The sequence below is a fragment of the Bradyrhizobium sp. genome, from assembly GCF_016219575.1.
GTDB lineage: Bacteria > Pseudomonadota > Alphaproteobacteria > Rhizobiales > Xanthobacteraceae > Bradyrhizobium.
Window position 1 is genome coordinate 51,903 of the sequence record NZ_JACRMG010000019.1, and the last position, 23,471, is coordinate 75,373.

General features: G+C 65.2%; 20 protein-coding genes. 5 read left to right on the plus strand and 15 right to left on the minus strand.

What is annotated here, in order from left to right; genetic code table 11:
• Positions 1-126 precede the first annotated feature (126 nt).
• The 8 genes from HZB49_RS16380 to HZB49_RS16415 form a co-directional block, all read right to left on the minus strand.
• A complete protein-coding gene (locus tag HZB49_RS16380; RefSeq protein WP_291613143.1) occupies positions 127-984 on the minus strand; it encodes an outer membrane beta-barrel protein in 858 nt (285 codons plus the stop codon).
• 171 nt (positions 985-1,155) lie between these two features.
• Complete coding sequence (gene murJ, locus HZB49_RS16385; protein ID WP_291613145.1) at positions 1,156-2,679, minus strand: murein biosynthesis integral membrane protein MurJ; 1,524 nt, start codon at positions 2,677-2,679, stop codon at positions 1,156-1,158.
• Between the two features lie 135 nt (positions 2,680-2,814).
• Positions 2,815-3,960, minus strand: a complete 1,146-nt coding sequence (locus HZB49_RS16390; RefSeq protein ID WP_291613147.1) for a DegT/DnrJ/EryC1/StrS family aminotransferase — start codon at positions 3,958-3,960, stop codon at positions 2,815-2,817.
• 30 nt (positions 3,961-3,990) lie between these two features.
• Entirely contained in the window at positions 3,991-4,956 is a 966-nt protein-coding gene (locus HZB49_RS16395; RefSeq protein WP_291613149.1) for a Gfo/Idh/MocA family oxidoreductase, read from the minus strand.
• Positions 4,957-5,180: 224 nt separating this feature from the next.
• Positions 5,181-5,735, minus strand: a complete 555-nt coding sequence (locus HZB49_RS16400) for a sugar transferase (protein ID WP_291613151.1) — start codon at positions 5,733-5,735, stop codon at positions 5,181-5,183.
• A gap of 83 nt (positions 5,736-5,818) precedes the next feature.
• On the minus strand, positions 5,819-6,757 hold the full coding sequence (locus HZB49_RS16405; protein ID WP_291613153.1) for an NAD-dependent epimerase/dehydratase family protein: 939 nt from the start codon (positions 6,755-6,757) through the stop codon (positions 5,819-5,821).
• Between the two features lie 249 nt (positions 6,758-7,006).
• Complete coding sequence (locus tag HZB49_RS16410; protein ID WP_291613155.1) at positions 7,007-8,419, minus strand: mannose-1-phosphate guanylyltransferase/mannose-6-phosphate isomerase; 1,413 nt, start codon at positions 8,417-8,419, stop codon at positions 7,007-7,009.
• Between the two features lie 7 nt (positions 8,420-8,426).
• A complete protein-coding gene (locus HZB49_RS16415) occupies positions 8,427-9,416 on the minus strand; it encodes an NAD-dependent epimerase (protein ID WP_291613157.1) in 990 nt (329 codons plus the stop codon).
• 184 nt (positions 9,417-9,600) lie between these two features.
• On the opposite strand from HZB49_RS16415, the gene HZB49_RS16420 reads away from it, so the two are divergent.
• Together HZB49_RS16420 and HZB49_RS16425 are read left to right on the plus strand one after the other, a co-directional pair.
• The gene (locus HZB49_RS16420; protein WP_291613159.1) at positions 9,601-10,569 is read left to right on the plus strand and encodes a lysylphosphatidylglycerol synthase transmembrane domain-containing protein; all 969 of its coding nucleotides are present in this window, start codon (positions 9,601-9,603) and stop codon (positions 10,567-10,569) included.
• An 83-nt stretch (positions 10,570-10,652) separates the two neighbouring features.
• Positions 10,653-11,396, plus strand: a complete 744-nt coding sequence (locus HZB49_RS16425) for a glycosyltransferase family 2 protein (RefSeq protein ID WP_291613160.1) — start codon at positions 10,653-10,655, stop codon at positions 11,394-11,396.
• Positions 11,397-11,407: 11 nt separating this feature from the next.
• Here HZB49_RS16425 and HZB49_RS16430 read toward each other — a convergent pair whose 3' ends face one another.
• Genes HZB49_RS16430 through rfaD form a run of 5 tightly spaced genes read right to left on the minus strand, consistent with a single transcriptional unit; the run spans position 11,408 to position 18,449 of the window.
• Positions 11,408-13,354 (minus strand): nucleoside-diphosphate sugar epimerase/dehydratase, encoded by a 1,947-nt coding sequence (locus HZB49_RS16430; RefSeq protein WP_291613162.1) that lies wholly within the window; start codon positions 13,352-13,354, stop codon positions 11,408-11,410.
• Positions 13,351-14,634, minus strand: coding sequence for an O-antigen ligase family protein (locus tag HZB49_RS16435; protein ID WP_291613341.1), 1,284 nt, complete (start codon positions 14,632-14,634; stop codon positions 13,351-13,353). The genes HZB49_RS16430 and HZB49_RS16435 overlap by 4 nt, the downstream gene beginning before the upstream one ends.
• Before the next feature lie 56 nt (positions 14,635-14,690).
• Positions 14,691-15,941: an O-antigen ligase family protein gene (locus HZB49_RS16440; protein WP_291613343.1), complete on the minus strand. Its 1,251-nt coding sequence runs from the start codon at positions 15,939-15,941 to the stop codon at positions 14,691-14,693.
• A 32-nt stretch (positions 15,942-15,973) separates the two neighbouring features.
• A complete protein-coding gene (gene rfaE1, locus HZB49_RS16445) occupies positions 15,974-17,443 on the minus strand; it encodes a D-glycero-beta-D-manno-heptose-7-phosphate kinase (RefSeq protein ID WP_291613164.1) in 1,470 nt (489 codons plus the stop codon).
• Between the two features lie 25 nt (positions 17,444-17,468).
• On the minus strand, positions 17,469-18,449 hold the full coding sequence (rfaD, locus tag HZB49_RS16450) for an ADP-glyceromanno-heptose 6-epimerase (protein WP_291613166.1): 981 nt from the start codon (positions 18,447-18,449) through the stop codon (positions 17,469-17,471).
• Between the two features lie 164 nt (positions 18,450-18,613).
• On the opposite strand from rfaD, the gene waaF reads away from it, so the two are divergent.
• From waaF to HZB49_RS16465, 3 genes are read left to right on the plus strand one after another with little or no spacing between them, the layout of a single operon-like run.
• Positions 18,614-19,672, plus strand: coding sequence for a lipopolysaccharide heptosyltransferase II (gene waaF, locus HZB49_RS16455; RefSeq protein ID WP_291613168.1), 1,059 nt, complete (start codon positions 18,614-18,616; stop codon positions 19,670-19,672).
• Entirely contained in the window at positions 19,669-20,193 is a 525-nt protein-coding gene (locus HZB49_RS16460; RefSeq protein WP_291613170.1) for an HAD family hydrolase, read from the plus strand. Before waaF ends, HZB49_RS16460 begins: the two co-directional genes overlap by 4 nt.
• A gap of 48 nt (positions 20,194-20,241) precedes the next feature.
• Positions 20,242-21,543 (plus strand): hypothetical protein, encoded by a 1,302-nt coding sequence (locus tag HZB49_RS16465; RefSeq protein ID WP_291613173.1) that lies wholly within the window; start codon positions 20,242-20,244, stop codon positions 21,541-21,543.
• 21 nt (positions 21,544-21,564) lie between these two features.
• Here the strand turns inward: HZB49_RS16465 and HZB49_RS16470 are convergent, their stop codons facing one another.
• Together HZB49_RS16470 and HZB49_RS16475 are read right to left on the minus strand one after the other, a co-directional pair.
• Positions 21,565-22,563 (minus strand): hypothetical protein, encoded by a 999-nt coding sequence (locus HZB49_RS16470; protein ID WP_291613174.1) that lies wholly within the window; start codon positions 22,561-22,563, stop codon positions 21,565-21,567.
• A 131-nt stretch (positions 22,564-22,694) separates the two neighbouring features.
• Positions 22,695-23,468 carry a methyltransferase domain-containing protein gene (locus HZB49_RS16475; protein ID WP_291613176.1) on the minus strand — a complete coding sequence of 258 codons (774 nt, stop codon included), beginning with the start codon at positions 23,466-23,468 and terminating at the stop codon, positions 22,695-22,697.
• Positions 23,469-23,471: the final 3 nt, after the last annotated feature.

Below are 23,471 nucleotides of genomic sequence, written 5' to 3' on the forward strand. Positions count from 1 at the left end.
AAACGCGCCAGCCGGCTTGTCGCATTGCAGCGAGAAGCCATTTCAGCGAGAAGCCATGCCGGCAAAAGAAAAGCCCCGGACCAGGCCGGGGCTTCCTAGGGTCGGGAGTTAGACCATCGTCTGATATCAGTACTTCGCGACCACCGGGCCGCCGAAGTGATAGTTCACGCCAGCCCGGACCACCACGTCGGTGACATGAGAGCTGTAGCCGAAACGGAGCGGCGGGGTGCTGGGAAGGAGGACCGGGGCACCGGAGACACTACCGAGATCCATATAGAGGCCCTCGATCTTGCCGGTCCAGTTGCCGCCCAAGCGCGCCTCGAGGCCGGCGCCGACCACCCAGCCCCAATTGGTGCTGTCGTTGCCCCACGCAACAGACGTCAATGCACCGAGAGTTGTGACCCCCGTCAGCACGCCGCTGGTCTTGATGCCAGCGACCGCAGCGCCACCCGTGACGTAGAGCAGCGCGGTCGGCGTGATGAGACCGCCCACGCGGCCACGGAACGTCGCGAACCAAGCGATCTCCTGGTTGAAGGTCGTCGTTGGTGAAAGACCCAAGGTGTTGATGTTTGCAGTATTCGGGTTGCAGACGTTACCACCAAAGGCGGCGTTCGGCGTGACGCAGGTAAAGAGCGCGCTGCCCCTCTCGCCGCTCCATTGACCGTCAGCCTCGATACCAAAGACCCACTTGCCGTTCTGCCAGTTCTTGCCGATCTGGCCGCCGAAGACGCCGCCATTCAGATCGAACCTGGTGTACTGGGTCGGGCTGAGCTGAGCGCCGGTATTGTTGTTGTAGAACGTGCCGGACGTGTCCGAACGGCCCCAGCTGTATCCGCCGTTGAGACCGACATACCACTTGTCCCAGGTCCAGACCTCGACGATCGCCGGCCGGGCCTTGACGGGCATGTCGGCGGCAAGTGCCGGTGAAACCGCGATGGCGGCGAATGCGGCCGTCGCCAAAATCTTCAACGCCGAAACCTTCATCGCGGTCCCCTCCAAAGAATGGAAAATGTCTGGCGCCAGCATACGCCGGAACCCCCGACCGCGATCGCCGATTCTAGCCAGCCTGCACAGTTTGCACGCAGATGTTGCATGCACGCATCAGTGCGACGGGGCAGCGCATTTCCGAGCGCAAACAATTGAAAATAAAGCCGTTTAGCGCAGCAGCGAAATCAACCAGCGGCGCCCGAACAACGCAATGACCGAAGCCGCATAGACGACGGTGCCGACCACGACAAGAATGCCAAGCGCGATCTCGTCGCGGAAGGTGCTGATCTGGGCAAGGCCGGTTGCGGCGAATCGTGCCGCGAACCACAGCGCCGCGCCGAGAACGGCACCGGCAACGGCGAACTTTGCAAAGGACTGCAACAGCGCGCGATCGAGCGCGAGGTAGCCCGCCCGCACCGCAAAGCCGATCACCAGCAGCAAGTTGATCCAGGCGCCGACCGCGGTCGCCAGCGCAAGCCCGATCTGCGCCAGCGATCCGACGAGAGCGACCTTCAGCGCCACGTTGACGGCAACCCCGGTTAGCGCGGCCTTCACGGGCGTGGCGGTGTCCTTGCGCGCGTAGAAGGTCGCAACGGCGCTGCGGATCAGCACGAAGGGGACGAGCCCGATGGCATAGGCCGCAAGCGTGGCGCCGGCCGCCGCAGCGTCGCCCTTGGTGAAGGCGCCGCGCGCGAACATCGCCCGCATGATGACGTCGGGAACCGCGAGAAAGGCGGCGACGAACGGCACCGACAGCAGCAGCGTGAAATCGAAGGCTTTCCGCTGCGAGACAGCGGCACCTTCGAAATCGCCTGCGGTCAGGCGCCGCGACATTTCCGGCAACAGCACCGTGCCTACCGCAATGCCGATCACGCCGATCGGCAGCTGATTGAGACGGTCGGCGTAGTAGAGCGCCGACAGCGCGCCGGCGGCCAGAAACGTCGCGATGATGGTGTCGGCGAACAGCGCGACCTGCGTTCCCATCGAGCCGATGGTGGCGGGCCCGAGCGCGCGGAAGAAGGCGCGGATGTCGTCGTCCAGCTTCGGCCACGCGAAGCGCGGCAGGATGCCGCTGCGCCAGGCATCGCCCGCGAGCAGGAAGAATTCCAGGATGCCGGCGATCAGCACGCCCCAGGCCGCAGCATATCCCGCGCCCGGGAAGAATGCCGCCAGCGCCAGCGTCAGCATCATCGACAGATTGAGGAAGATCGGCGCGGCCGCCGCGCTGGCAAAGCGCTGCATCACGTTGAGCATGCCGCCGTAGAGCGTCACCAGCGTGACCAGCAGCAGGTAGGGGAAGGTGATCCGCGTCAGATCGATCGCGAGCCGGCCGCGCTCGGGGTCGTTCGAGAATCCCGGCGCGAGGATCGCGATCACCTGCGGCATGAACAGCCAGGCCGCGACCAGCAGGATCACCTGCGCCGCGAACAGCAGGGTGAAGATGCGGCTGGCGAAGATTTTCGCGCTCGTCTCGCTCTGGCCGTGCACATGGGCATAGGCCGGCACGAAGGCGGCGTTGAAGGCGCCCTCGGCGAAGATCGCGCGAAAATGGTTGGGCAGCCGCAACGCGACGAAAAACGCATCGGCCACGGGACCCGCGCCGAGAATCGCCGCGAGCATGATGTCGCGCGCGAATCCGGTCAGCCGGGAGAGCAGCGTGTAGCCGCCGACGGTGAAAATACGTCCGAGCATCCACCGTCTCTATAGCAAATTCGGTTCCGATTGCATCAGAGCCGAATTGCGAATCTTGCTTTGACGCGTTTTCCCTAGGCGAACCGGTTCCGACTTCGCTTCAAAACGCCTTGAAAGAGGCGGATCACAGCGGCCTCACAGCGCGCTGCGCACAGCGGCGATGACGCGCTCCTGCGCCGGCGCGTCCAGATAGGCGTGCATCGGCAGGCTGATGACGTCGGCCGACAGCCGCTCGCTGGCCGAAAGCCCCCCCTCCGCGACGGGGAAATCCCTGTACGCGGTCTGCTGGTGCATCGACTTCGGATAGTAGATCGCCGTCGGCACGCCCTTGGCCTTCAGCGCCGCCGCAAAGCCGTCGCGGTCGACGCCTTTCGGCAGGCGAATGGTGTACTGCGCCCAAACCGAGGTGCAACCGGCGGCGAGAAGCGGCACCGTCACGACATTGCCGAGCCCGCGCGAATAGCGCTCGGCGGCTTCATTGCGCGCGGCGATCTCGCCGTCGAAGATTTTCAGCTTCTCCAGCAGCACTGCCGCCTGCACGGTGTCGAGCCGTCCGGTGAGTCCGAGGCGGACATTGTCATACTTGTCGGCGCCCTGCCCGTGCACGCGGATGCTGCGCAGTCGCTCGGCGAGCGCGGCATCGTCAGTGAAGATGGCGCCGCCGTCGCCGTAACAGCCGAGCGGCTTTGCGGGAAAGAAGCTGGTCGCGGTGGCGCGGCCGAACGTACCGAGGCGGCGGCCATTGTAGCTGGCGCCAAAGCCTTGCGCCGCGTCATCGAGCACGAACAGGCCTTCGGCCTCGGCCACCGCCGCGATCGCATCGTGATCGGCGCTCTGCCCGAACAGGTCGACCGGGATGATCGCGCGGGGCTTCAGGCCGAGCTTGCGCGCAGTGACGATGCCGCGCTTCAGCGAGGCGGCGTCCATGTTGAAGGTCGCTTCGTCCACGTCGACGAACACGGGCGTGGCGCCGGTCAGCGCCACCGCCTCGCCGGTCGCGCAAAAGGTGAAGGAGGGACACAGCACGGCGTCGCCGCGGCCGACATTCTCCGCCATCAGCACCATCAGCAGCGCATCGGTGCCGCTGGCGCAGCTCACCACATGCCGTGCGCCGGAGAACTGTGCCAGCGCCTGCTCCAGCGCGGTGACTTCCGGGCCGTTGACGAACTGGCAATGGGCGAGCACGCGGCCGACCGCCTCGTCGATCGACTTGCCGAGCCGGCGCCGCTGCGCGCCGATATCGATGAAGGGCACCGGTTCAGGAGGCATGTGCTGGTTCATGATGCTTTCAGGAATTCCGGAACTGAACGATCAGCCGACGATGCGGCGCGGGCCCTTGCGCTCGGCGGACGCTACGGGCTTTGTGGGATGCTCGAGGCAGCGGATCGCGATCTCGAGGCTGGCGACGCCTTCGTCGCCGGACACCGCGGGCGCGCTGCCGGCGCGCACGGCGCCGAGAAAGGCAATCAGCTCGGCACGCAGCGGCTCGTCATGGGCGACGGGCAGATGCCGCATCGAATAGGAACCGTCCTGCTTGAAGCCGAAGCATTCGGTGACCTGCCGGGTCAGCAGATCGCCCATGATGTACTTGTTGCGGGTCGCCACCGTCACGCTGCGCGCCTTGAACGGCGTCAGCCAGTTGGTGTTGATGTGGGCAAGCACGCCCGATGCCGTGCGGAACTGCAGGAGCGCGATGTCCTCGCGCTCGGCTACCGCGCTGGAAAGCTGCGGCTGCACCTCGATGATTTCAGACTCGGTGAACCAGCGGATCAAATCGATGTCGTGCACGGCGAGATCGATCACCACGCCGACATTCGACATCCGCGGCGGGAACGGACCGACGCGGGTGATCGCGATCGAGAGAATGTCCTCGCCCGACAGCGCCTGCTTGATGGCGGCGACCGCCGGATTGAAACGCTCGACATGGCCGACCATCAGCGTGACGCCGGCTCGCGCCGCCGCAGCCACGATCTCGCGTCCCTCAGCCACCGTGGAGGCGACCGGCTTCTCGACCATGATGTGGATCTTGCGCTCGATGCAGGCGAGCGCGACCTCGTGATGCAGATGCGTCGGTGCCGCAATCGTCACGGCGTCGACGCCCTCGGCGACCAGTTGCTCCAGCGTTTCGAAGGCGCGGCAGCCGGCATGCTCGGTCGCCCTCGCCCGGTGCTCGGGCAAGGGATCGACGATCCCGACCAAGGTGGTGTTCGGCAATCCCCCCAGGACACGCGCGTGATTGGTCCCCATCACGCCCGCGCCGATCACGCCGACTCGCATCCAATTCCCCTTTTGTCGCCTGCACAAGCCTCTGCAAAGGCTCGCAAATTCCAAAACTGCGGCGAAGCACGCCGCTGTCCCCGTCAGCCGCTTAGCAGGCTGGTCATGGCTCTGGAAGACACAATTTGCTGCACTCGGTTACCAAGCCCTGGACCTGGTGCCGGCCTGGGCCGCGGCGCCGACGGCAGCGATCATACACTACGGCCGGACGCCCGGCACCCGCCTCAGCCCTTCAAGGCGTCGCCGCCGCCGCCGCCGAGCACCGTGGCGGCGATGATCCTGAGATCGCCGAGGAAGCTGCGGCTGTGCATGTAGCGGCTGTCGGCCTCCGCAAGCTTCTCAGGTGTCGACATGTCGATTGCGGCAAGCTGCGCAATGCCGGTGATGCCGGGCCGAATGGCGAACACGTTGCGGGCGCGGCGCGCGGCAATCACCTCGGCCTGATTGGGCAGGCAGGGCCGCGGCCCGACGAGGCTCATCTCGCCGCGCAGCACGTTGAGCAATTGCGGCAACTCGTCGAGCTTGAGCGAGCGCAGCCGCTTGCCGATCGGCGTGACCCAGGATGCTGCGACTTCATGCGAGCCCGCGACGGGCGCGCCATGAGCCATGGTGCGGAACTTGTAGCAGTCGAACGGCTTCTCGGACCTGCCGACGCGCGCTTGCACGAACAGCGCGCCGCCGGGCGAGGATCGCGACACGAGATAGCCGATGATCAGCATCGCGGGCATGAGCAAAACCAGCCCCAACGCTGCAACCACGAAGTCGAACGCTCTCTTCATCAACCTGGTGCCGGCTGGGGCAGGAATGACCGATGGCTCCGGAGATCCTGTCGCGCCCGTTTCAGGGCGCGGCTGCGGGTCGCCTAAGCCGATCTGACGATCGGGTCAAGGGCGAGTTCCACCTGCTGGAACGAGCGTGCGGTGAGCCTGAGGCCCTCCTCGACGCTCTTGCGCGGCATCCAGCCGAGCATCTCGCGGGTCTTGGCGAGATCGACCTGCAGGGAGCCGACGAGGCGGGTTGCGAGCGTGCGCTGCCCGATTGCGGTGGCCGCGAAGGTCACCACGGCGGCGGGCACCGGCATGATCCAGGAGGTGCGCCCCAGCGCATGGGCCATCCTGCGGAACAGTTCGGCCGTGGACATATCCTCGCCGTCACTGACCAAGAACACCTGCCCGGGCGCGTCGGGATGCGACAGGCTGAGGATGATCAGGTCGACCAAATTGCCGACATAGGCGAAGGAGCGCCTGTTGCCGACGGCGCGAAGCGGCAACGGAATTCCGCGATTGGCCCACTCCATCATCGCAGCGAAATTGGCCTTCACGCCCGGGCCATAGACCAGCGGCGGACGCAGCACCGTGACTTCCAGGCCGGTCTCCCGCGAAAGCGCAAACAAGCCCTGCTCGGCTTCCAGCTTCGCCTGGGCATAGGCGTCCTGCGGATTGGGCGGATCGTCGGCGGTGAACGGACGCCCCAACTCGGTCGTTTCGCCGTTGACCTTGATGGAACTGATGAAGACGAAGCGCCTTGCTCCGGCCTCGACCGCCTGCCGTGCGAGATTCAGCGTCGCATCCACCGATGGTGCCGGGGCCTGATCGGGTGCGTGCGCACTCGATGCCAGGTGCACGACGGCGTCGACGCCGTGCAATGCCGCCGTCCAGTCGGTATCGGGGCCGATGTGACGAATGGGGAAGTGGCTGTCGCGCCCGGCACGGGTGACGGCCCGGAACGCAATGCCCCGCCGCGTCAGCTCGCCAACCAGTGCTGTCCCAATAAATCCGCTGGCGCCGGTAACGAGGATCATTTCTTTCTTGTCACCCTGTCGGTCAACCCATCCAACGCCAAGCACACGCTCGCGCTCCGCCGAGATCAGCGGCAACGGCCGGTTCGACTCGAAAGGCACAACACAGAAGCCATCCCCAGACCGGTTCCACTTTCCCGCGGCGAATCAAGATTCAACCGCCACCGAGTCATACAGCTACAAGACTAGCAGCCGGACAAGCAATAGGTTCGAATACGGCATCCGCCCGCGATTCAACGTCGCAGGTTCCACTCACTGGCGCCGGTAGTCGTCCTCGATGCGGATGATGTCGTCCTCGCCGAAATAACTGCCGGTCTGGACTTCGATCAGCTCGAGCTGGATCTTGCCGGGATTTTCCAGCCGGTGCACGGCGCCGATCGGAATGTAGACCGACTCGTTCTCATGCACGGTCTTGACGAGTTCGTTGACCGTCACCTGCGCCGTTCCCCGCACCACGATCCAGTGCTCGGCGCGATGGTGGTGCTTCTGCAGCGACAGCCGTCCGCCCGGCTTGACGATGATCCGCTTGACCTGATGTCGGTCGCCGTTGTCGACCGACTGGTAGGATCCCCAGGGGCGATGCACCCTGATGTGATCCTCGGTCACCTGCGGCGCGACGGTCTTCAATCGCGCAACCAGCCGCTTCAATCCATTGGCGTCCTTCTGGCGCGACACCAGCACCGCGTCCTGCGTTGCGACCACCACGAGATCGTCGACGCCCTCCAGCGCAACCAGCGCGCGGTCGGTCGAGACGTTGCAGTTGCGCGAATCCTCGAACACCGCCGTGCCGTGCGCGGCGTTGCCCTGCTCGTCCTTCTTCGACAGCTCCCATACCGCGTGCCAGGAGCCGACATCGGACCAGCCGCAGGAAACCGGCACGACCGCGGCGAGCGAGGTCTTCTCCATCACCGCATAATCGATCGAGATCGCCTTGGCCGATCCGAAGGCTTGCGGATCCAGCGTGACGAAGCCGAGATCGCGCCCGGCCTTGCCGACGGCGGCAGCGACCGCCTCGATGCTTTGCGCATCGACCTTGCGATATTCGTCGAGCAGCACCGATGCGCGGAACATGAAGTTGCCGCTGTTCCAGAGATAGCCGGCCTTGATGTAGGCGGCGGCCGTCGCGGGATCCGGCTTCTCCACGAATTTTGCGACCGCCCGCACGTCGCCGGCGATCGCATCGCCCGGGCTGATATAGCCGTATTCGGTGGCAGGACGCTCGGGCTGGACGCCGAAGGTCACGATGCGGCCTTCCGCTGCGGCGGCCAGGCCCTGGCGGCAGGCGGCGACAAAGGCCGGCGCATCGCGCACCACGTGATCGGCGGCAAGCGCGAGCACGATCGCGCCGTTGTCGCGGCCTTGCGCGAAGGTGGCTCCTGCGGCGATTGCAGGTCCCGAATCCCGCCGCGCCGGCTCGAGCAGAACGTCGGCTTCCAGTCCGATCTCGGCCAACTGCTCCAGCACCATGAAGCGATAGGCCGCGTTGGTGATGACGATCGGCCGCTCGAACAACGTGCGGTCGGACACCCGCATCAGCGTGTCCTGGAACGTCGAGTGCGTACCGAACAGGCGCAGGAACTGCTTGGGATGGACTTCGCGCGACGCCGGCCACAGCCGCGTCCCGGCGCCGCCACACATGATCAGCGGAACAATTCGTGTGTCCATTGGCGCCTCAAATCCCGTAGTGCTCGCGATACCAGTTCACAAAGCGGCGAATGCCCTCTTCGATCGGAGTCTGCGGCCTGAAGCCGGCATCGCGCATCAGGTCGCCGACGTCGGCGAAGGTTTCCATCACGTCGCCCGGTTGCATCGGCAACATATCCTTTACAGCGGTGCGACCCAACTCCTTCTCCAGAAGGGTTACCACGCGGGACAGCTCTTCCGGATGATTGTTGCCAACATTGTAAATCCGCGCCGGCGGGCCGCCTTCGGCCTCGCCCTCGCGGGGAATCCGGTCGACGAGGCGCGACACGAGGCTGCTAACGTCGTCGATATAAGTGAAATCGCGCCGCATGTTGCCGTGGTTAAAGAGCTTGATCGGCCTGCCTTCGAGGATCGCCTTGGTAAACAGGAAGATCGCCATGTCGGGCCGTCCCCACGGCCCGTAGATGGTGAAGAAGCGCAGTCCCGTCACGGGAAGGCGATAGAGGTGGCTGTAGGAATACGCCATCAGCTCGTTCGCCTTCTTGGTCGCGGCGTAAAGGCTGACCGGATGATCGGTGCGGTCGCCGACCGAAAACGGCAGCTTGGTGTTGGCGCCATAGACCGACGATGACGAAGCATAGAGCAGGTGGCCGCAACCGTTGCGGCGGCAGCCTTCGAGGATATTGACGAAGCCCTCGAGATTGGCGTCGGCATAGTCATGCGGATGGTCGATGGAATGGCGCACGCCGGCCTGCGCCGCCAGATGAATTACGCTCGCGAAGCGATGGCTGGCGAACAATGCGGCGATCGTTGCACGATCGGCGAGATCGGCCTGCACGAACTCGAAGCCCTCGCTCGCGCGCAGCATGCCGAGGCGTGCCTGCTTCAGCGACGGATCGTAATAGGCATTGAGATTGTCGAGGCCGACGACGCGCCGGCCTTCGGCCAGCAGCGCGCGGGCGACGTGGAAGCCGATGAAGCCCGCCGCACCCGTCACCAGTATCGTCCGATCCGACATCAAATCCCCGATGGCACCCTGGCCCGCCCGCGGGGCCTCTTTACCTGCCGCCCGGAGTACCTCGCAATACCCGCCTGCCGGCTATTGCCAGAACGGTTACGAAACCATACCAAGACGGGCAAATTCAGTGCAGATCGTCGCGATCCGCGCTTTGGTCTCCTCAAACCGATCCCAGTTGCCTTTGATGCGCCGGATAGCGCTTTCCTCGCTGAAAATACTCGTTTCCGCAGGCCTGCTGTACCTGGCGCTGCGCAAGGTCGATTTTCACGAGCTCGCCTCGCGCTTCAACGTGGCGAGCCTGGGCTGGATTGGGCTCGCCATCGCGGCGACCTTTCTGCAGATCTTCGTCGGCGTGCTGCGCTGGCGCGAGGTCAGCGCCGAATGCGGCGCACCGCTGCAATTGACCCAGGCGACGCGCTACAACCTGATCGGCGCCTTCTTCAACCAGACCCTGCCCTCCTCGATCGGCGGCGATGCGGTGCGGCTCTGGCTGGTCGCCCGCGCCGGCGCAGGCTGGCGCGCGGCGACCTATTCGATCTTCGTCGACCGCGCGATCGGACTGATTGCGCTTGCGATCGTGATCGTGGCGAGCCTGCCGTGGAGCTACCGCCTGATATCGGACCCGAACGGCCGCGCCGCATTGCTGTTCGTCGATTTCGCGGCGCTGGCGGGCGGCCTCGGCTTTCTCTTGCTCGGCCGGCTCAACTGGCCGTGGCTGAAACGCTGGTGGGGCACGCATCATCTCCATGCCTGCGCCGTCATCGCCAACCGCGTCATCTTCAGCCGCGATCGCGGACCCAAGATCGCCGTGCTGTCGCTGCTGGTCCATGTCCTCGCCGTCGTGATCGCCTGGTGCGTGGTCCGCTCGATCGCCGCTCCCGTGCTGTTCGGGCAGGTGTTCCAGCTCGTCCCGCCGGTGATGCTGATCACCATGATGCCGATCTCGATCGCCGGCTGGGGCGTTCGAGAAGCCACCATGGGCCTGGCGTTCGGCTATGCCGGGCTGTTGGCCAATGAAGGCGTGAATGTGTCCTTGCTGTTCGGCGCGGTATCCTTCATCGTCGGCGCCTGCGGCGGGCTGGTATGGATTTTCAGCGCAGAGAAGGCCGCGAAGGGTTCGGCCCCCATCACCGTGCCGGAACAGGCGCAATGATTTCGAACCCGGCAGAACTAGACCCGACATAATTTCATACTGATGCCCGTTTACGGATGGGACGTACTATTTCGAGAGATTGGATGAAGATCAGTGTCGTCACAGCGAGCTTCAATTCCGAAGCGACGATCGGCTTCACCATCGAATCCTTCCTGAAACAATCGCATGCCGACAAGGAGATGCTCGTTATCGACGGCGCCTCTCGCGACGGCACGCTTAAAATCGTCGAATCCTTCGCCTCTCCCGAGATCCGCGTCTTCTCCGAGCCGGACAAGGGCGTCTATGACGCCATGAACAAGGGCTTTCGCCGCTTTGCCGGCGATGCCATCGGCTTCCTCAACTCCGACGACACCTTCCACGATCCCGGCGTGCTCGCCGACATCGCCGCCGGATTGGCGGAAGCCGACATCGTCTATGGCGACATCGACATGGTGACCGACCACCGCACCAAGCGCCGCACGCGCGTCTGGCACGGCGGGACGTTCCGCCGCTATTCGTTCCAGCTCGGCTGGGTCCCGCCGCATCCGGCCTTCTACATGCGCAGGAAGGTCGCCGAGACCGTCGGCGACTACGACCTCAGCTACGTCACGACGGCCGACTACGACTACATGCTGCGCGCGCTGGCGCTGCACGATTTCCGGGCGCGTTATCTGCCGCGCGTCTTCGTCGATTTCCAGGTCGGCGGCATCTCCACCAGCGGGCTGGGCGTGACCATTCGCGGCAACCTCGAATGCCTGCGCTCGCGCCGCGAGCATCTTGGCGCCCCGCCGATCGATGCGGCTTTCTTCCTGCGCTTTGCGCGGCGGATTTTTCAGCTCAGGGCGTGATCCGGACCGGGTCAGGCCTTTGACAGGCGGATGACGGAGGGCGTTTCCTCCGGCGGCGCTGCCGCACCGAATTCCGGGATGGCATCCTTGAGCACCGCCTTGATGGTGGCGCGATCGTCCCTGGCGATGGCCTCCTCGAGCGCTGCGAGCCATTTGCGCAAGGTCGGCATCGGCGGCTCGTTCGGCTTGGCCGCCATGATGCCGGCAAGGCCGATCTCGACCGTCGGCTCCTCGTTCGCGAACAGGATTTCGTTGAGCCGCTCGCCCGGCCGCATGCCGGTGAAGGTGATCTCGATGTCGAGGCCGGGCTCGAGGCCGGACAGGCGGATCATGCGCTCGGCGAGGTCGACGATCTTCACCGGCTGGCCCATGTTGAGCACATAGACGGAGACGTCCGGCCGCACGGGTGCGAGCGCATGCGCCGCCGCCGTGATCACGAGATCGCAGGCCTCGCGGATGGTCATGAAGTAGCGGACCATGTCGGGATGGGTCACCGTCACCGGCCCGCCCGCCTCGATCTGCGCCTTGAACTTCGGCACCACCGAGCCGTTCGAGGCCAGCACGTTGCCGAAGCGCACCGAGATCAGGCGCATGCGCGGCCGACCCGCGACCTGCGCGGCAAGGTCATGGTCGAGCGCCTGGCAGTACATTTCGGCAAAGCGCTTGGTGAGCCCGAGCATCGACACCGGCTCGATCGCCTTGTCGGTCGAGATCATCACCATCGCCTCGGCGCCGGCGGCGAGCGCCGCGTCCGCGACGTTGACCGATCCGAAGATGTTGGTCTTGACCCCCTCGCTCCAGTCGCGCTCGAGGATCGGCACGTGCTTCAGCGCCGCGGCATGGAACACGATGTCGGGCTTGAATTCGTCCATCAGCCGCATGACGCGTTCGCGGTCGCGGATGTCGGCGATGCGGCCCTCGATGATGGCGCCGCCGTCGCGCGCGCCGAGCGCCTCGGTGACGGCGTAGAGCGCCGGCTCCGAATTCTCGATGACCAGCAGCCGCGCGGCACCGAAGGTCGCGACCCTGTCGCAGATCTCCGCGCCGATCGAGCCGCCGCCGCCGGTGACGATGACGGACTTGCCCTTCACCAGCGCCTCGAGCCTGGCGTAGTCGATCTTCTCGCTCGGCCGCAGCAGCAGGTCTTCCACCGCGACCGCGGTCAGACGCGGGGCGTCGCCGCTCTCCAGCGACGGCATGCGGCTGACGATCAGCCCCAGCCGCTTCGCGCGCATCAGCACCGCCTCGGGCCGCGCCTCCGGCTCGAAGGCCGACGGCGTCATCACGACGCGCGCGATCGGCTTGCCGCGCTGCTCATAGTCGCGGATGACGTCCTCGACGTCGTCGATGCCGCCGAGAACGGGCACGTCGCGGATGGTCTGTCCGCGATCGGAGGGCGACGGCGACAGCACGCCGACCGGCCAGAGCTGCTTGACGGCGCCGCTTTCGATGCCGCGCAGCAGCACCTCGGCATCGGCGGCGCGGCCGATCAGCAGCGCCGGCGAAGCGCCTTCCGTCCTGGCGTGGCGGCGCACCCGCGTGTAGCGGAAGTAGCGGTAGGCAAAGCGCGCCGCGCTCAGGAACAGGATTTCCAGGAACCAGTACAGGATGATGGTGATGCGGCCGAGGAAAAAGGTGCCGCCGACGGCGGGAGCGACGATCAGATAGTCCAGCACCACCAGCGCCAGCGTCAGCACGGTGGCAACGCGCACGATGTTGAGCGCGTCCGGCAGCGAGATGAATCGCCACTTCGTGGTCGTCAGCTTGAAGAGATAGCCGACCACCACGCTGAAGGCGATGAAGTAGGGCATGATCTGCAGCAGCAGCGGCACCCGGCTCCAGAACAGGTCGCCGTCGAAGCGCAGGAAGAAGCTGGCAAACAGAGCAGCCGCCGTCGCCAGCGCGTCATGCGTGGCGATCAGCAAATTGCGCTGGGTCAGATTCCTAAAATTCATCATGTCGCCGGCCGGATACTGTCCCGGCTTCCTCGCTGCGTGGCCGCTGATACCCCATCTCGTCCGCCCATGCCAGCGCCGCCCAGCACCGTTCCGCCGGCAACGCCGACGCCCAATACGTACATCCACCCTTCATGGAAATCGAACAGATGCGAATTGAACAGCGAGGATAGGACGTTCTGCACCACCACCAGGAGCCCGACCCAGGCGACAAGGCCCTCGCCGCGGAACAAGAGGAGATGCGACAGCCACATCGCATAGAGAAGGACGACGCCGATCGCGCCCCACTGGATGGCGACGGAAAGCGTCTGGTTGTGCGGGTTGGCGACGACCTGCGCCGAAGCGCCCGCAGCGCCGCCTGTCGCCGCTTTCTCGAACAGGCCGCGGATCGAGCCGGTGCCATGCCCAACCAGCGGCGCCTCGCCGATGAAGCGAAGCGACTTCGTCCAGTATTCGATGCGCAGGCCGGCGGAGGTCGGGATATTGCGCTCCTGGTAGAGTTCGAAATCGCGGGCGATCGTGTCGATGGTCCGGCACATCCGCGGCGCCGTGGCCCAGGCAGCGCCCGCGACGAGCGTGACGATGCCGACGGCGACGATGCCCCGCCACGGCAGATAGCGGAAGGCGAAGACGGCCAGCATCAGGGGCATGGTGGCCAGTGCCGTGCGGGAGGCGATCACGAACACCATGTTGGCGACGAAGGCGAGCGCCAGCAAAAACAGCCATGCCGCCGGCCGGCGCCTGTCTTCCTTCCACAGCGCCATCACGGGAAAGGCCAGCGCCAGCGCGCACAGCGCGAATTCCTGGCTCTGGTCGATGTAGTTCTTGACGAAGACGCCGCAGACGCGCTCGTTGACTGGCTTGAACGTAAAGGCCGGTGCGAAGGCCACGATCCACGACATCGCCAGCATCAGCGCGCATGAGACGAGAAAGCCGACGAACACCCATTTGCCGCGCGGCGTCCGCTCGAAGTGATAGAGCAGCAGCGGCAGGACCAGCAGTTTTGCCGCGGGACCGACAGCATAGAGGCGCGCGCCCCAGGGGGCGTCCGACCACAGCGTTCCGGCCAATGCCAGCACGAACAGCGCGATCGGCGGCGCCGAGACCGGCCGCTTCAGCGATTGCGCAAAAGCCCTGACATCGAGCGTCGGGATCAGCGCAATCAGCCACAGCAGGCTGGCGATGGCGACCCCGGACGTCGACCACGGCAGCAGCACCGCGATCAGCACCGTCAGCAGGTCGATGTTCCTGATCTGCGCGGCGGGATCGCGACGGGCAGCCATGAAGGCGGCCAGCGCGGAACCGATCGACCAGCCTTCGCGCTTTGCATCACTCTCCGTCATTGCAGACTGCTCGCCTCGCCCGATCGCCGCTTCATCATCATGCCGCCGGCAACGCCGACGCCAAGCACATACATCCACCCCTGGTGGAAGTCGAAGATGTGCGAGTTGAACAGCGAGGTGAAGATATTCTGCACGACCACAAGAAGGCCGATCCACGCAACCAGGCTCTCGCCGCGGAACAACAGCAGGTGGGAGATCCACATCGCCCACAGCACGACGACGCCGATCACGCCCCACTGCACGGCGACATTGAGGGTCTGGTTGTGCGGATTGCCGATGATATTCGCGGAAGCGACCAACTCGGGGTCGCCTTTGGCCGCCACCCCTTCAAACAGCGTTCGGGTCGAGCCGGTGCCGTGGCCGGCGAGTGGCGCCTCCCTGATGAATTGCAGGGATTTCTGCCAGTACTCCAGGCGCAGACCGATCGATGTCGGCGCATTCTCTTTCTTGTAACGTTGATAGTCGCTGAAAACGCTGTGGACAGTGCTACGCAACTGGGATGATGCGGCCCAGGACGCGCCAGCCAGCAACGCGGCTGCGGCAAAAATCATCACGCTGGTTCGCAAGCGCAGATGCAGCGCTGCAAACACCGCCAGCATGATCGGCATTGTTACCATCGCGGTGCGCGAGACGATGACGAAGATCATGTTCGCAAGCAGTCCGAGTACTATGCCAAGAAACGACAGCGCCGGCCAGAACCTGCGCTCGCGCAGCAGCACGTAGATTGGATAGGTCAGCGCCACCGCGCAGAGTGCGAACTCCTGACCTTGATCGATGTAGTTCTTGACGAAGACGCCGCGCTGAGGCTCGCCGCCCTTGATCGCAAGACCCGGCTCGAGCAGCACCAGCCAGGACAACGCCATCAGCAGCGTGCAGGAGCCGAGGAAGGCGACGAACACCCACATGCCGCGGGTCGACCGCTCGAAATACTGGAACAGCCCAGGCAGGAACAACAGCTTGATCGCGGGAGTGAGGGCATAGATCCGCGCGTCCCACGACGCCTCCGACCACAGCGTGCCCGCTGCCGCGAGCGCAAACAGCGCCAGCGGCATGGCGCAGATCGGCTGTTTCAGCGAGCGGAACCAGGCGGGATAGTCGATGATCAGCGCCGACGAGCCGAGCCAGCAGGCGGTGAAGATTCCGACCGCCGACGTCGACCACGGCAGGGAAGCCGCCGTCAGTATCGCGAAGGCATCGGCCACCGGCATCCAGAAGGCGGGATGGCGCAACCACCGCCACCATTCCATGAGCGGCGATGCCTGCGCGGCCGCCGCGCCACTCATGCCTGCCCCTCGCGGGCGCGCTTCACCAGCGAGGTAGTGCTGTGGCCCTCAAGAATGTCGACCAGCAGCACTTCGCCGCCATGTGCCTCGACGATCTCGTGGCCGACCACCTGCTCGCGGGTGTAGTCGCCGCCCTTGACCAGCACGCTCGGCCTGATCTGTCCGATCAGTTTGATCGGCGTGTCCTCCTCGAAGACGACGACGAGGTCGACCGCTTCCAGTGCCGCCAGCACTTCGGCGCGCGCCCGCTCGTCCTGCACCGGACGGCCCTCGCCCTTCAGCCGCCGCACCGAGGCGTCGCTGTTGAGGCCGACCACCAGGCGGTCGCAGGCGCCCCGCGCGGCGGTGAGCACCTTGACGTGGCCGGGATGCAGGATGTCGAAACAGCCATTGGTGAAACCGACGCGCAGGCCCTGGGCCCGCCATTCGGCAAGATGGGCATCGAGCACGTCCGATGCGGCGATCTTCTCCTCGGCCGCGAGCGAGGCATGCGGCAGGATTTTTCGCCGCAACTCGGCGGTCGTGACGGTCGCGGTGCCCTTCTTGCCGACGGCCACCGCCGCCGCGGCGTTTGCCACGCGCAGCGCCGTCTCCCAGTCGGCGCCGGCGGCCAGCGCCAGCGCCAGCGCCGCCGCGACCGTATCGCCCGCGCCGGAGACGTCGCGTACCTTGACCGGCAGCGCCGGGACGTGGATGGCCTCGCCCTGGCGCGTCACCAGGGTCATGCCGTGCTCGCTCTGCGTCACCAGCATCGCCTCGCAATCGGCGAGATACATCGCGTCGCGTGCCGCTTCCGCAATGCTCGCCTCGCTGTCGGCACGGCTGCGCGTCGCCTCGGCAAATTCCTTGCGGTTGGGCGTGAGCAGGGTCGCGCCGCGATAGATCGCAAGATTGGCGCTCTTGGGATCGACGATCACGCGCTTGCCGAGCCTTTTTGCGGCGTCGATCACGTTGCGGATCACCCGCGCGGTCAGCACGCCCTTGGCGTAGTCCGACAGCAGCACGATGTCGGCGCGCGCGATGTTCGGCAGCACCGCGTCGATCAGTTTCTGCTCGATCTCGCCGGCGGCCGGCTGTGCCAGCTCCCAGTCGGCGCGCAGCATGTGGGTGGAGAAATGCTCGGAGACGAAACGCACTTTTCGCGTGGTCGGGCGGGCGGGGTCGTGCACCAGCACGCTCTCGATGCCGGGCTCCTGCTGCAGGGTGACCGCGAGCTTCACGCCCACTTCATCCTCGCCGATCAGGCCGGTGAAGATGCAGCGGCCGCCGAGCGAGGCGATATTGCGCGCGACATTGCCGGCGCCGCCGATATTGGTCTCGCTGCGCTGCGCGGCAATGACCGGCGCCGGCGCTTCCGGCGAGATCCGCGACACCTCGCCATAGACGAACTCGTCGACCATGAGATCGCCGATGCAGAGCACCGTCTGCCGGCCGATTGCTTGAGCGAGTGCGTCGAAATCGAACATCGGTACTCGTCGTCTCCTGCGCCGCTCAGCGGAAGCGGTCGGCGCGATCGAGGAAACCCTTCACGTAGGTGTCGACGGCCTCTTCCAGCGCCGTGAAGCCGCCATTGTAGCCTGCACCGCGCAGCCGATCGACCTTGCTCTCAGTGAAATACTGGTAGCTGCCGCGGATCTGCTCGGGCATGTCGATATACTGGATGTTGGGCGCGGCGCCGAGCGCGCCGTAGGCGGCCAGCATCATGTCCTTGAAGCTGCGCGCCGTGCCGGTGCCGACATTGAAGAGGCCGGAAACCTTCGGCGTCGCCAGCAGCCACATCATCACGCGCACGACGTCGTCGACATAGATGAAGTCGCGGCGCTGGTCGCCGTCGGCGATGCCCTCGCGGTGCGACCTGAACAGCTGCACCGGCCGGCCCGCCCTGATGTCGGCAAAGCGCCGCGCCAGCACGCTCATCATCGTGCCCTTGTGATATTCGTTGGGCCCGAACACGTTGAAGAATTTCAGGCCCGCCCATTGCGGTGGCAGTTTTTCGCCGCGCATGGCGCGGTCGATCACGGCCAGGTCGAACAGATGCTTGCTCCAGCCGTAGAGATTCATCGGCCGCAACTGCCTGAGCGCCGCGGGCGACGGATCGTCGCCAAAACCTTGCGCGCCGTCGCCATAGGTCGCCGCCGACGAGGCATAGATGAACGGCACGTTATTGGCCGCGCACCAGTCGAGCAGCCGCATCGAGAAGCGGAAATTGGTTTCGATGACGAGGTCGCCGTCGGTCGCCGTCGTCTCCGAGATGGCGCCCATATGGATGACGGCATCGAGCTTGCGGCCCTTCAGCCAATCGTTGAGCTGCGTTGGCGGCACAATGTCGGCAAGCTGGCGCTTGGCGAGATTTCGCCATTTGCCGTCATGGCCGAGCAGATCGCAAACGACCACGTCGCTGCGGCCGGCGTCGTTCAACGCGGCCACGACATTCGACCCGATAAAACCGGCGCCCCCGGTCACCAGCAACATGCCCGTCCCTGCCTTGATGGTTTCACGGCAGCTTTGCCCCAGTCCCGCGCGGCGGGCAACCTGGGTTGACCCATGTGGTGAAGATCGGAACCGGCTTTTCCAACGCTTTACCTCTCCTGCGGGAGCCGCTACCGACGGGGCCGGACCCCGACCCGCGTCAAATTATGAACAATAATTCAATTCATCCCGATCCAGCCGATGTCCGGCCGATTCTGATCGTTCCCTACATGTGGATCGGCGATTTCGTGCGGGGGCACACGGTGGTGCGGGTCCTCAGGGAGCGCTGGCCCAACCGCCCCGTGGACGTGCTCACGACCTCGCTGTGCGCGCCCCTGGTGGACTACATGCCCGGGGTCCGGAAGGGCATTCTGGCCGACCTGCCGCGCGGGCGGCTAGCGATCGGCAGGCAGCGGGCGCTGGCCGCCGAGCTGCGCCAGCGGGGCTACGGCACGGCGCTGGTGCTGCCCCGGACCTGGAAGGCGGCGATTGCGCCCGCGCTGGCCGGCATCCCCGAGCGGGTCGGCTTCGTGGGAGAGGCCCGGTTCGGATTGATCAACCATTGGCGCTGGGGCGAAAAGGCCCTGCCCCGCTTCATCGACAAGAATGCTGCGCTGGCCCTGCCCGACGGCGCCCCGCTGCCGCCGGAATGGCCGGAGCCGCAGCTGCGGGTCCCCGCCGAGGAAGCCGGCCGCTGGCGGCAGGCCAACGGGCTCGGCACCGGCCGCGCCATTGCGCTCGCCCCCGGCTCGATGGGCGAATCCAAGCGCTGGACCTATTACGGCGAAGCGGCGCGGCTTCTCATCGACCGCGGTTTCGACGTCTGGGTGATCGGCGGTCCCGGCGAGAAGGCGCTGGCGCAGGAGATCGTCGCCACCGGCGGCCCCAGGGTGCGCGACCTCACCGGCAACGATCTGCGCAACGGCATCCTTGCGATGGCATCCGCCAGCGTGGCGATCTCGAACGACTCCGGACTGATGCACATCGCAGCCGCGATCGGCACGCCGACCATGGGCATCTTCGGCCCGACCAGCCCCTATCTTTGGGCGCCGCTCAACGGACTTGCAGCCACCGTGCAGACCACGACGCAGCTCGCCTGCCAGCCCTGTCAGCGCACGATCTGCACTCAGAACGATCACCGCTGCATGCGCGACATCTCTGCCGCCAGCGTGGTCGAGACCGCCGAGCACGTGCTGGCGGCCGCAAGCCGAAGCCGCGCGCCATGACGCAGCAGCTCCGTCCTGCCGCGTTTCTCGACCGCGACGGCGTCGTCAATCACGACGACGGCTACATGGGCACGAAAGAGCGCATCCGCTGGATGCCCAATGCAGCGAAAGCGATCAAGCGGCTCAACGACGCCGGCTATCTCGTGTTCTTCTTCACCAACCAGTCCGGCGTCGCGCGCGGCTTCTTCACCGAGGCCGATGTCGGCGCGCTGCATGACTGGATGTGCGCCGAATTGCGAGCCCAGGGCGCGCACATCGACGACATCCGGTATTGCCCGCATCACCCCGATGGTGTCGTCGAGGGCTATCTCGAGCCCCATCACTGGCGCAAGCCGGCCCCCGGCATGATCCACGATCTGATGGCGCACTGGCCGGTGCGACACCAGGGCAGTTTCGTCATCGGCGACCGCGACAGCGACATCGAAGCGGCCAAAGCCGCCGGCCTGCCCGGCTTCCTGTTCACGGGCGGCGACCTCGATGCGTTCGTTGCCAACATCCTCAAAGGAAATATTCTCTCGTAGAGGGTTAGCGGCTCGCTTGCCCGTTCGAGCCGGTCAAATGCTGGAGCCATGAACGAAGTCTTTCAGCGCTACCTGGCCGCCCTGGGCAAGACCGAATTCATGCCTCGCGCGGCGCTCGATGAGTATCAACGCGGGCTCGTTCGCCAGCTGGTGACGCATGCTCGCGCCAACAGCCCGTTTTACGCGGAACGGCTCAATTGTCTCGTTGCGCCTGACGGCAGCATCGATCTGAGGCGCTGGAACGAGGTGCCCATTCTCACCCGCAGCGAGGTGACGCAATCGGTCGAACGAATGTCCGCGGCGAACCTGGATCAGTCCAGACTGGGACCCGTGTCGGAACACAAGACATCCGGCTCAGGCGGAGAAGCGATCATGTTCGGCGTCAACGCGCTGGCGAAGCTCGCCTATAACGCCGCGCTCACCCGCCTTGCGCGCTGGCACGGCGCCGACCCCGCAAAGCCGCTCGCCCAATTGCGCATCTACCGGATGGACCCGGTGCCGCACTATCCGGAGGGGCAGGTGTCGCGCGGCTGGTCCCAGGCGGCTCCGGATGCGGCGGTCTACGGCCTCGACATGCGCGCCACCGTCGACCAGCAGATCGAGTGGCTCTCACGCCACAAGACTCCGTACCTGATGACGCTGCCCTCGAACGCGATGGCCCTCGGCTACGCAATGGCGGATGCGGCAGCCCCCTTCACATTCGAGAAGATCTTTTCCATTTCGGAAACCATCCTTCCGGGAGCGAGAGAGCTCGTGGCCGAAAAGCTCGGCGGCAAGCTCATCGGCATCTACTCGACCGAGGAAACCGGCTACGTCGCGACCGAATGTCCGCTGACGCCGCACTACCATGTCTGCTCGGAAATGACGCTGGTCGAGATCGTGGGTGAGAACGGGGGGCCCGTATCGGCCGGCGAGGCAGGCCGCGTGCTGGTCACCAGCCTCTACAACTATGCCACGCCGTTCATCCGTTATGACATTGGGGACGTGGCGATTGCCGACGAAAGGCCTTGCAGTTGCGGACGAACCTTGCCGGTCCTGTCGCAGGTGCTGGGCCGAACGCGCAATGCGTTCGTCTTCAGGGATGGCAAGCGCGCATGGCCGCGGGTTTGGAACGCGACCGCCATGCGGTCATTCGTTCCCTGCAAGGAATTCCAAGTCGTGCAGGTCGACTACGAGCGGATCGAATTTCGCTATGTGCCCGATGGCGAGCGGTCGATCGATGCGGAGGGCTTGCGCGCCTACGCCAAGCAGCAACTGCATCCGTCGGTGGAAACCGTTCCGGTAAGGGTCGACAGCCTTTCGCGAGGTCCCGGCGGCAAGCTCGATCCGTTCGTTTCCAACCTGAGCTAGCGACCCCTGGCGCGAAGAAGCCTAGAAACTACCGGACTCGCAGGTACCGGGCGATATCAGGAAATCGCCGGGGTTGCAGAAGGTTGTCGACGACGACGAACTGGAGGAAGTCGCCGAGTTGGTAATGCTGAAGAGCGTATCGGCGCTCCAGATATTCGGGTCATCCTGCCGGTGTCGGGCAAGGAGCGGCTTGTTCTTGCCGTTGAAGTAGAACTTCAGACCGCCCCACACACCGTTGAAATTGCTTTCGCCGACCCGAGCCTCGACAAACGCCGAAATCATGACCCGATCAATCGGGAAAGCATATTCGCCGCCCAGCGCTAGGGCATGCTTGCCCCCCAGATAGCGGTGGCCGACATAACCGAGCGCATTATCCGTGAAATAGTACTTGAAATTGATCTGGTCGAAGAATCGAGTCTTGACGTCGAAGGCCGACAAATACGAAGACGTCGTCGCAATGCCGGCTGGATAGCCAAATGGAAAATTTGGCGGGCCGGGGGGCGTGATCGACGTAAGTGTGGATGCGGAGGACGCGCGGTTACCCCACTCGATACCGGCGATCCCCTGCACCGTGAACCGGCCGGAATAGAATTCTCCTTCCGCCGCCGCCTGATTGACATGGGCTCCGCCGAACTGGTCCCAGCGGGTGTGGCTTGCATAGAAGCCGAACAATGCCTGATTGGGATTGCGCCAGAAGAAATGGCCCGCGAGATTGCCGAAGCCGCGACGGTCCAGGCTTCCGAATGCGGCATCGATCTGCGCGCCCAGCGATCCGCTGATCGGGAACGTGACGGCCCCCTGATTGCCGACGATCGAGCGATTGGCGATGCGCCCGCCGAAAGGCTCGGTCCGGGCGTTCACGCCATCGACGGCAGGCGCATAGCTGGACACCGGCACGGGTGAAAGCCACTGGAAATCATTCGGACCGGCCCAGGCACAGGTCGACAGAAACGACGCACCCACCACGCCATACAGCATGGTGGTGGCCGTCCACCGCCCCCGTCGCTCGAATCCGCTCATGTGCATCCCTGTTGCGGGAAGCCTACGCGCCGTGGAGCGCGGCGATCAATCTATCGTCCACGCGCACGGGATGCCGGGGATCGAATCGTGCAGCCTGTTGCTGGCTGGCAACGAAGCCGCTACCATAATACCTATCGATCAAGCACCAGCACCGGCCATTCCTGGCCCAGCGGATGATTTGCGACCGGGACAAATCGGTGCGCCGTGAAAGCGCGCGGCAGCAACGATGTCAGCTCTGCGCGGGTGGGGAAGCAATAGGTCGCGTCGGACGATCGGTAGACGTCGATGGTTTCGATCTCCGCAAGATCCCAGCCCGTCTGCGCGGCAAGCTCATCGCGACCGGGCAAACGCGCAGCGAGCAGTTCAGGCAAGGCAGCGACGGCGATGTTGGGCGACCCCGCTTCCGCAGCCATGGCCATCGCGAACTTGAACTTGAAGTGCTGAAAGGTCATTCCACCGCTGCGCGCGATACTCAACAAGTCTCCGAGGCCAGGCGTCGGATCGGGTCGAAGGAAGACACGACAGGCGAATCGGCCGCCCGGGATCAGACAACGAGCGACTTCGCTCAGGACGCTCCGCAGGCGATCGGGAAAAGCAAATGAGATCAGGCTGCCATCGCCGATGCAGCCGGCAAACGAAGCGGGCGCAAACGGCAGCGCAGTCCAGTCTCCGGCGACAGTCCGCACAGCCCCGGCGCGATTGAGGACCATCTCGACGCTGCGATCGATTGCAACCAGATCGTCGCTCGTGTCCATCAATTGCCTGGTCAGCCCGAGAAGCAGGATCGGTCCTCTGACTCCCCGCACCTCTGCCTTGATAGCGGCGATCGCCTCCGGCGGCACAGCAACGGGCCTGGGCAATACGGACCAGGCCCGAAACAGGTCCTTCCAGTGACTGCCGGTCATTGA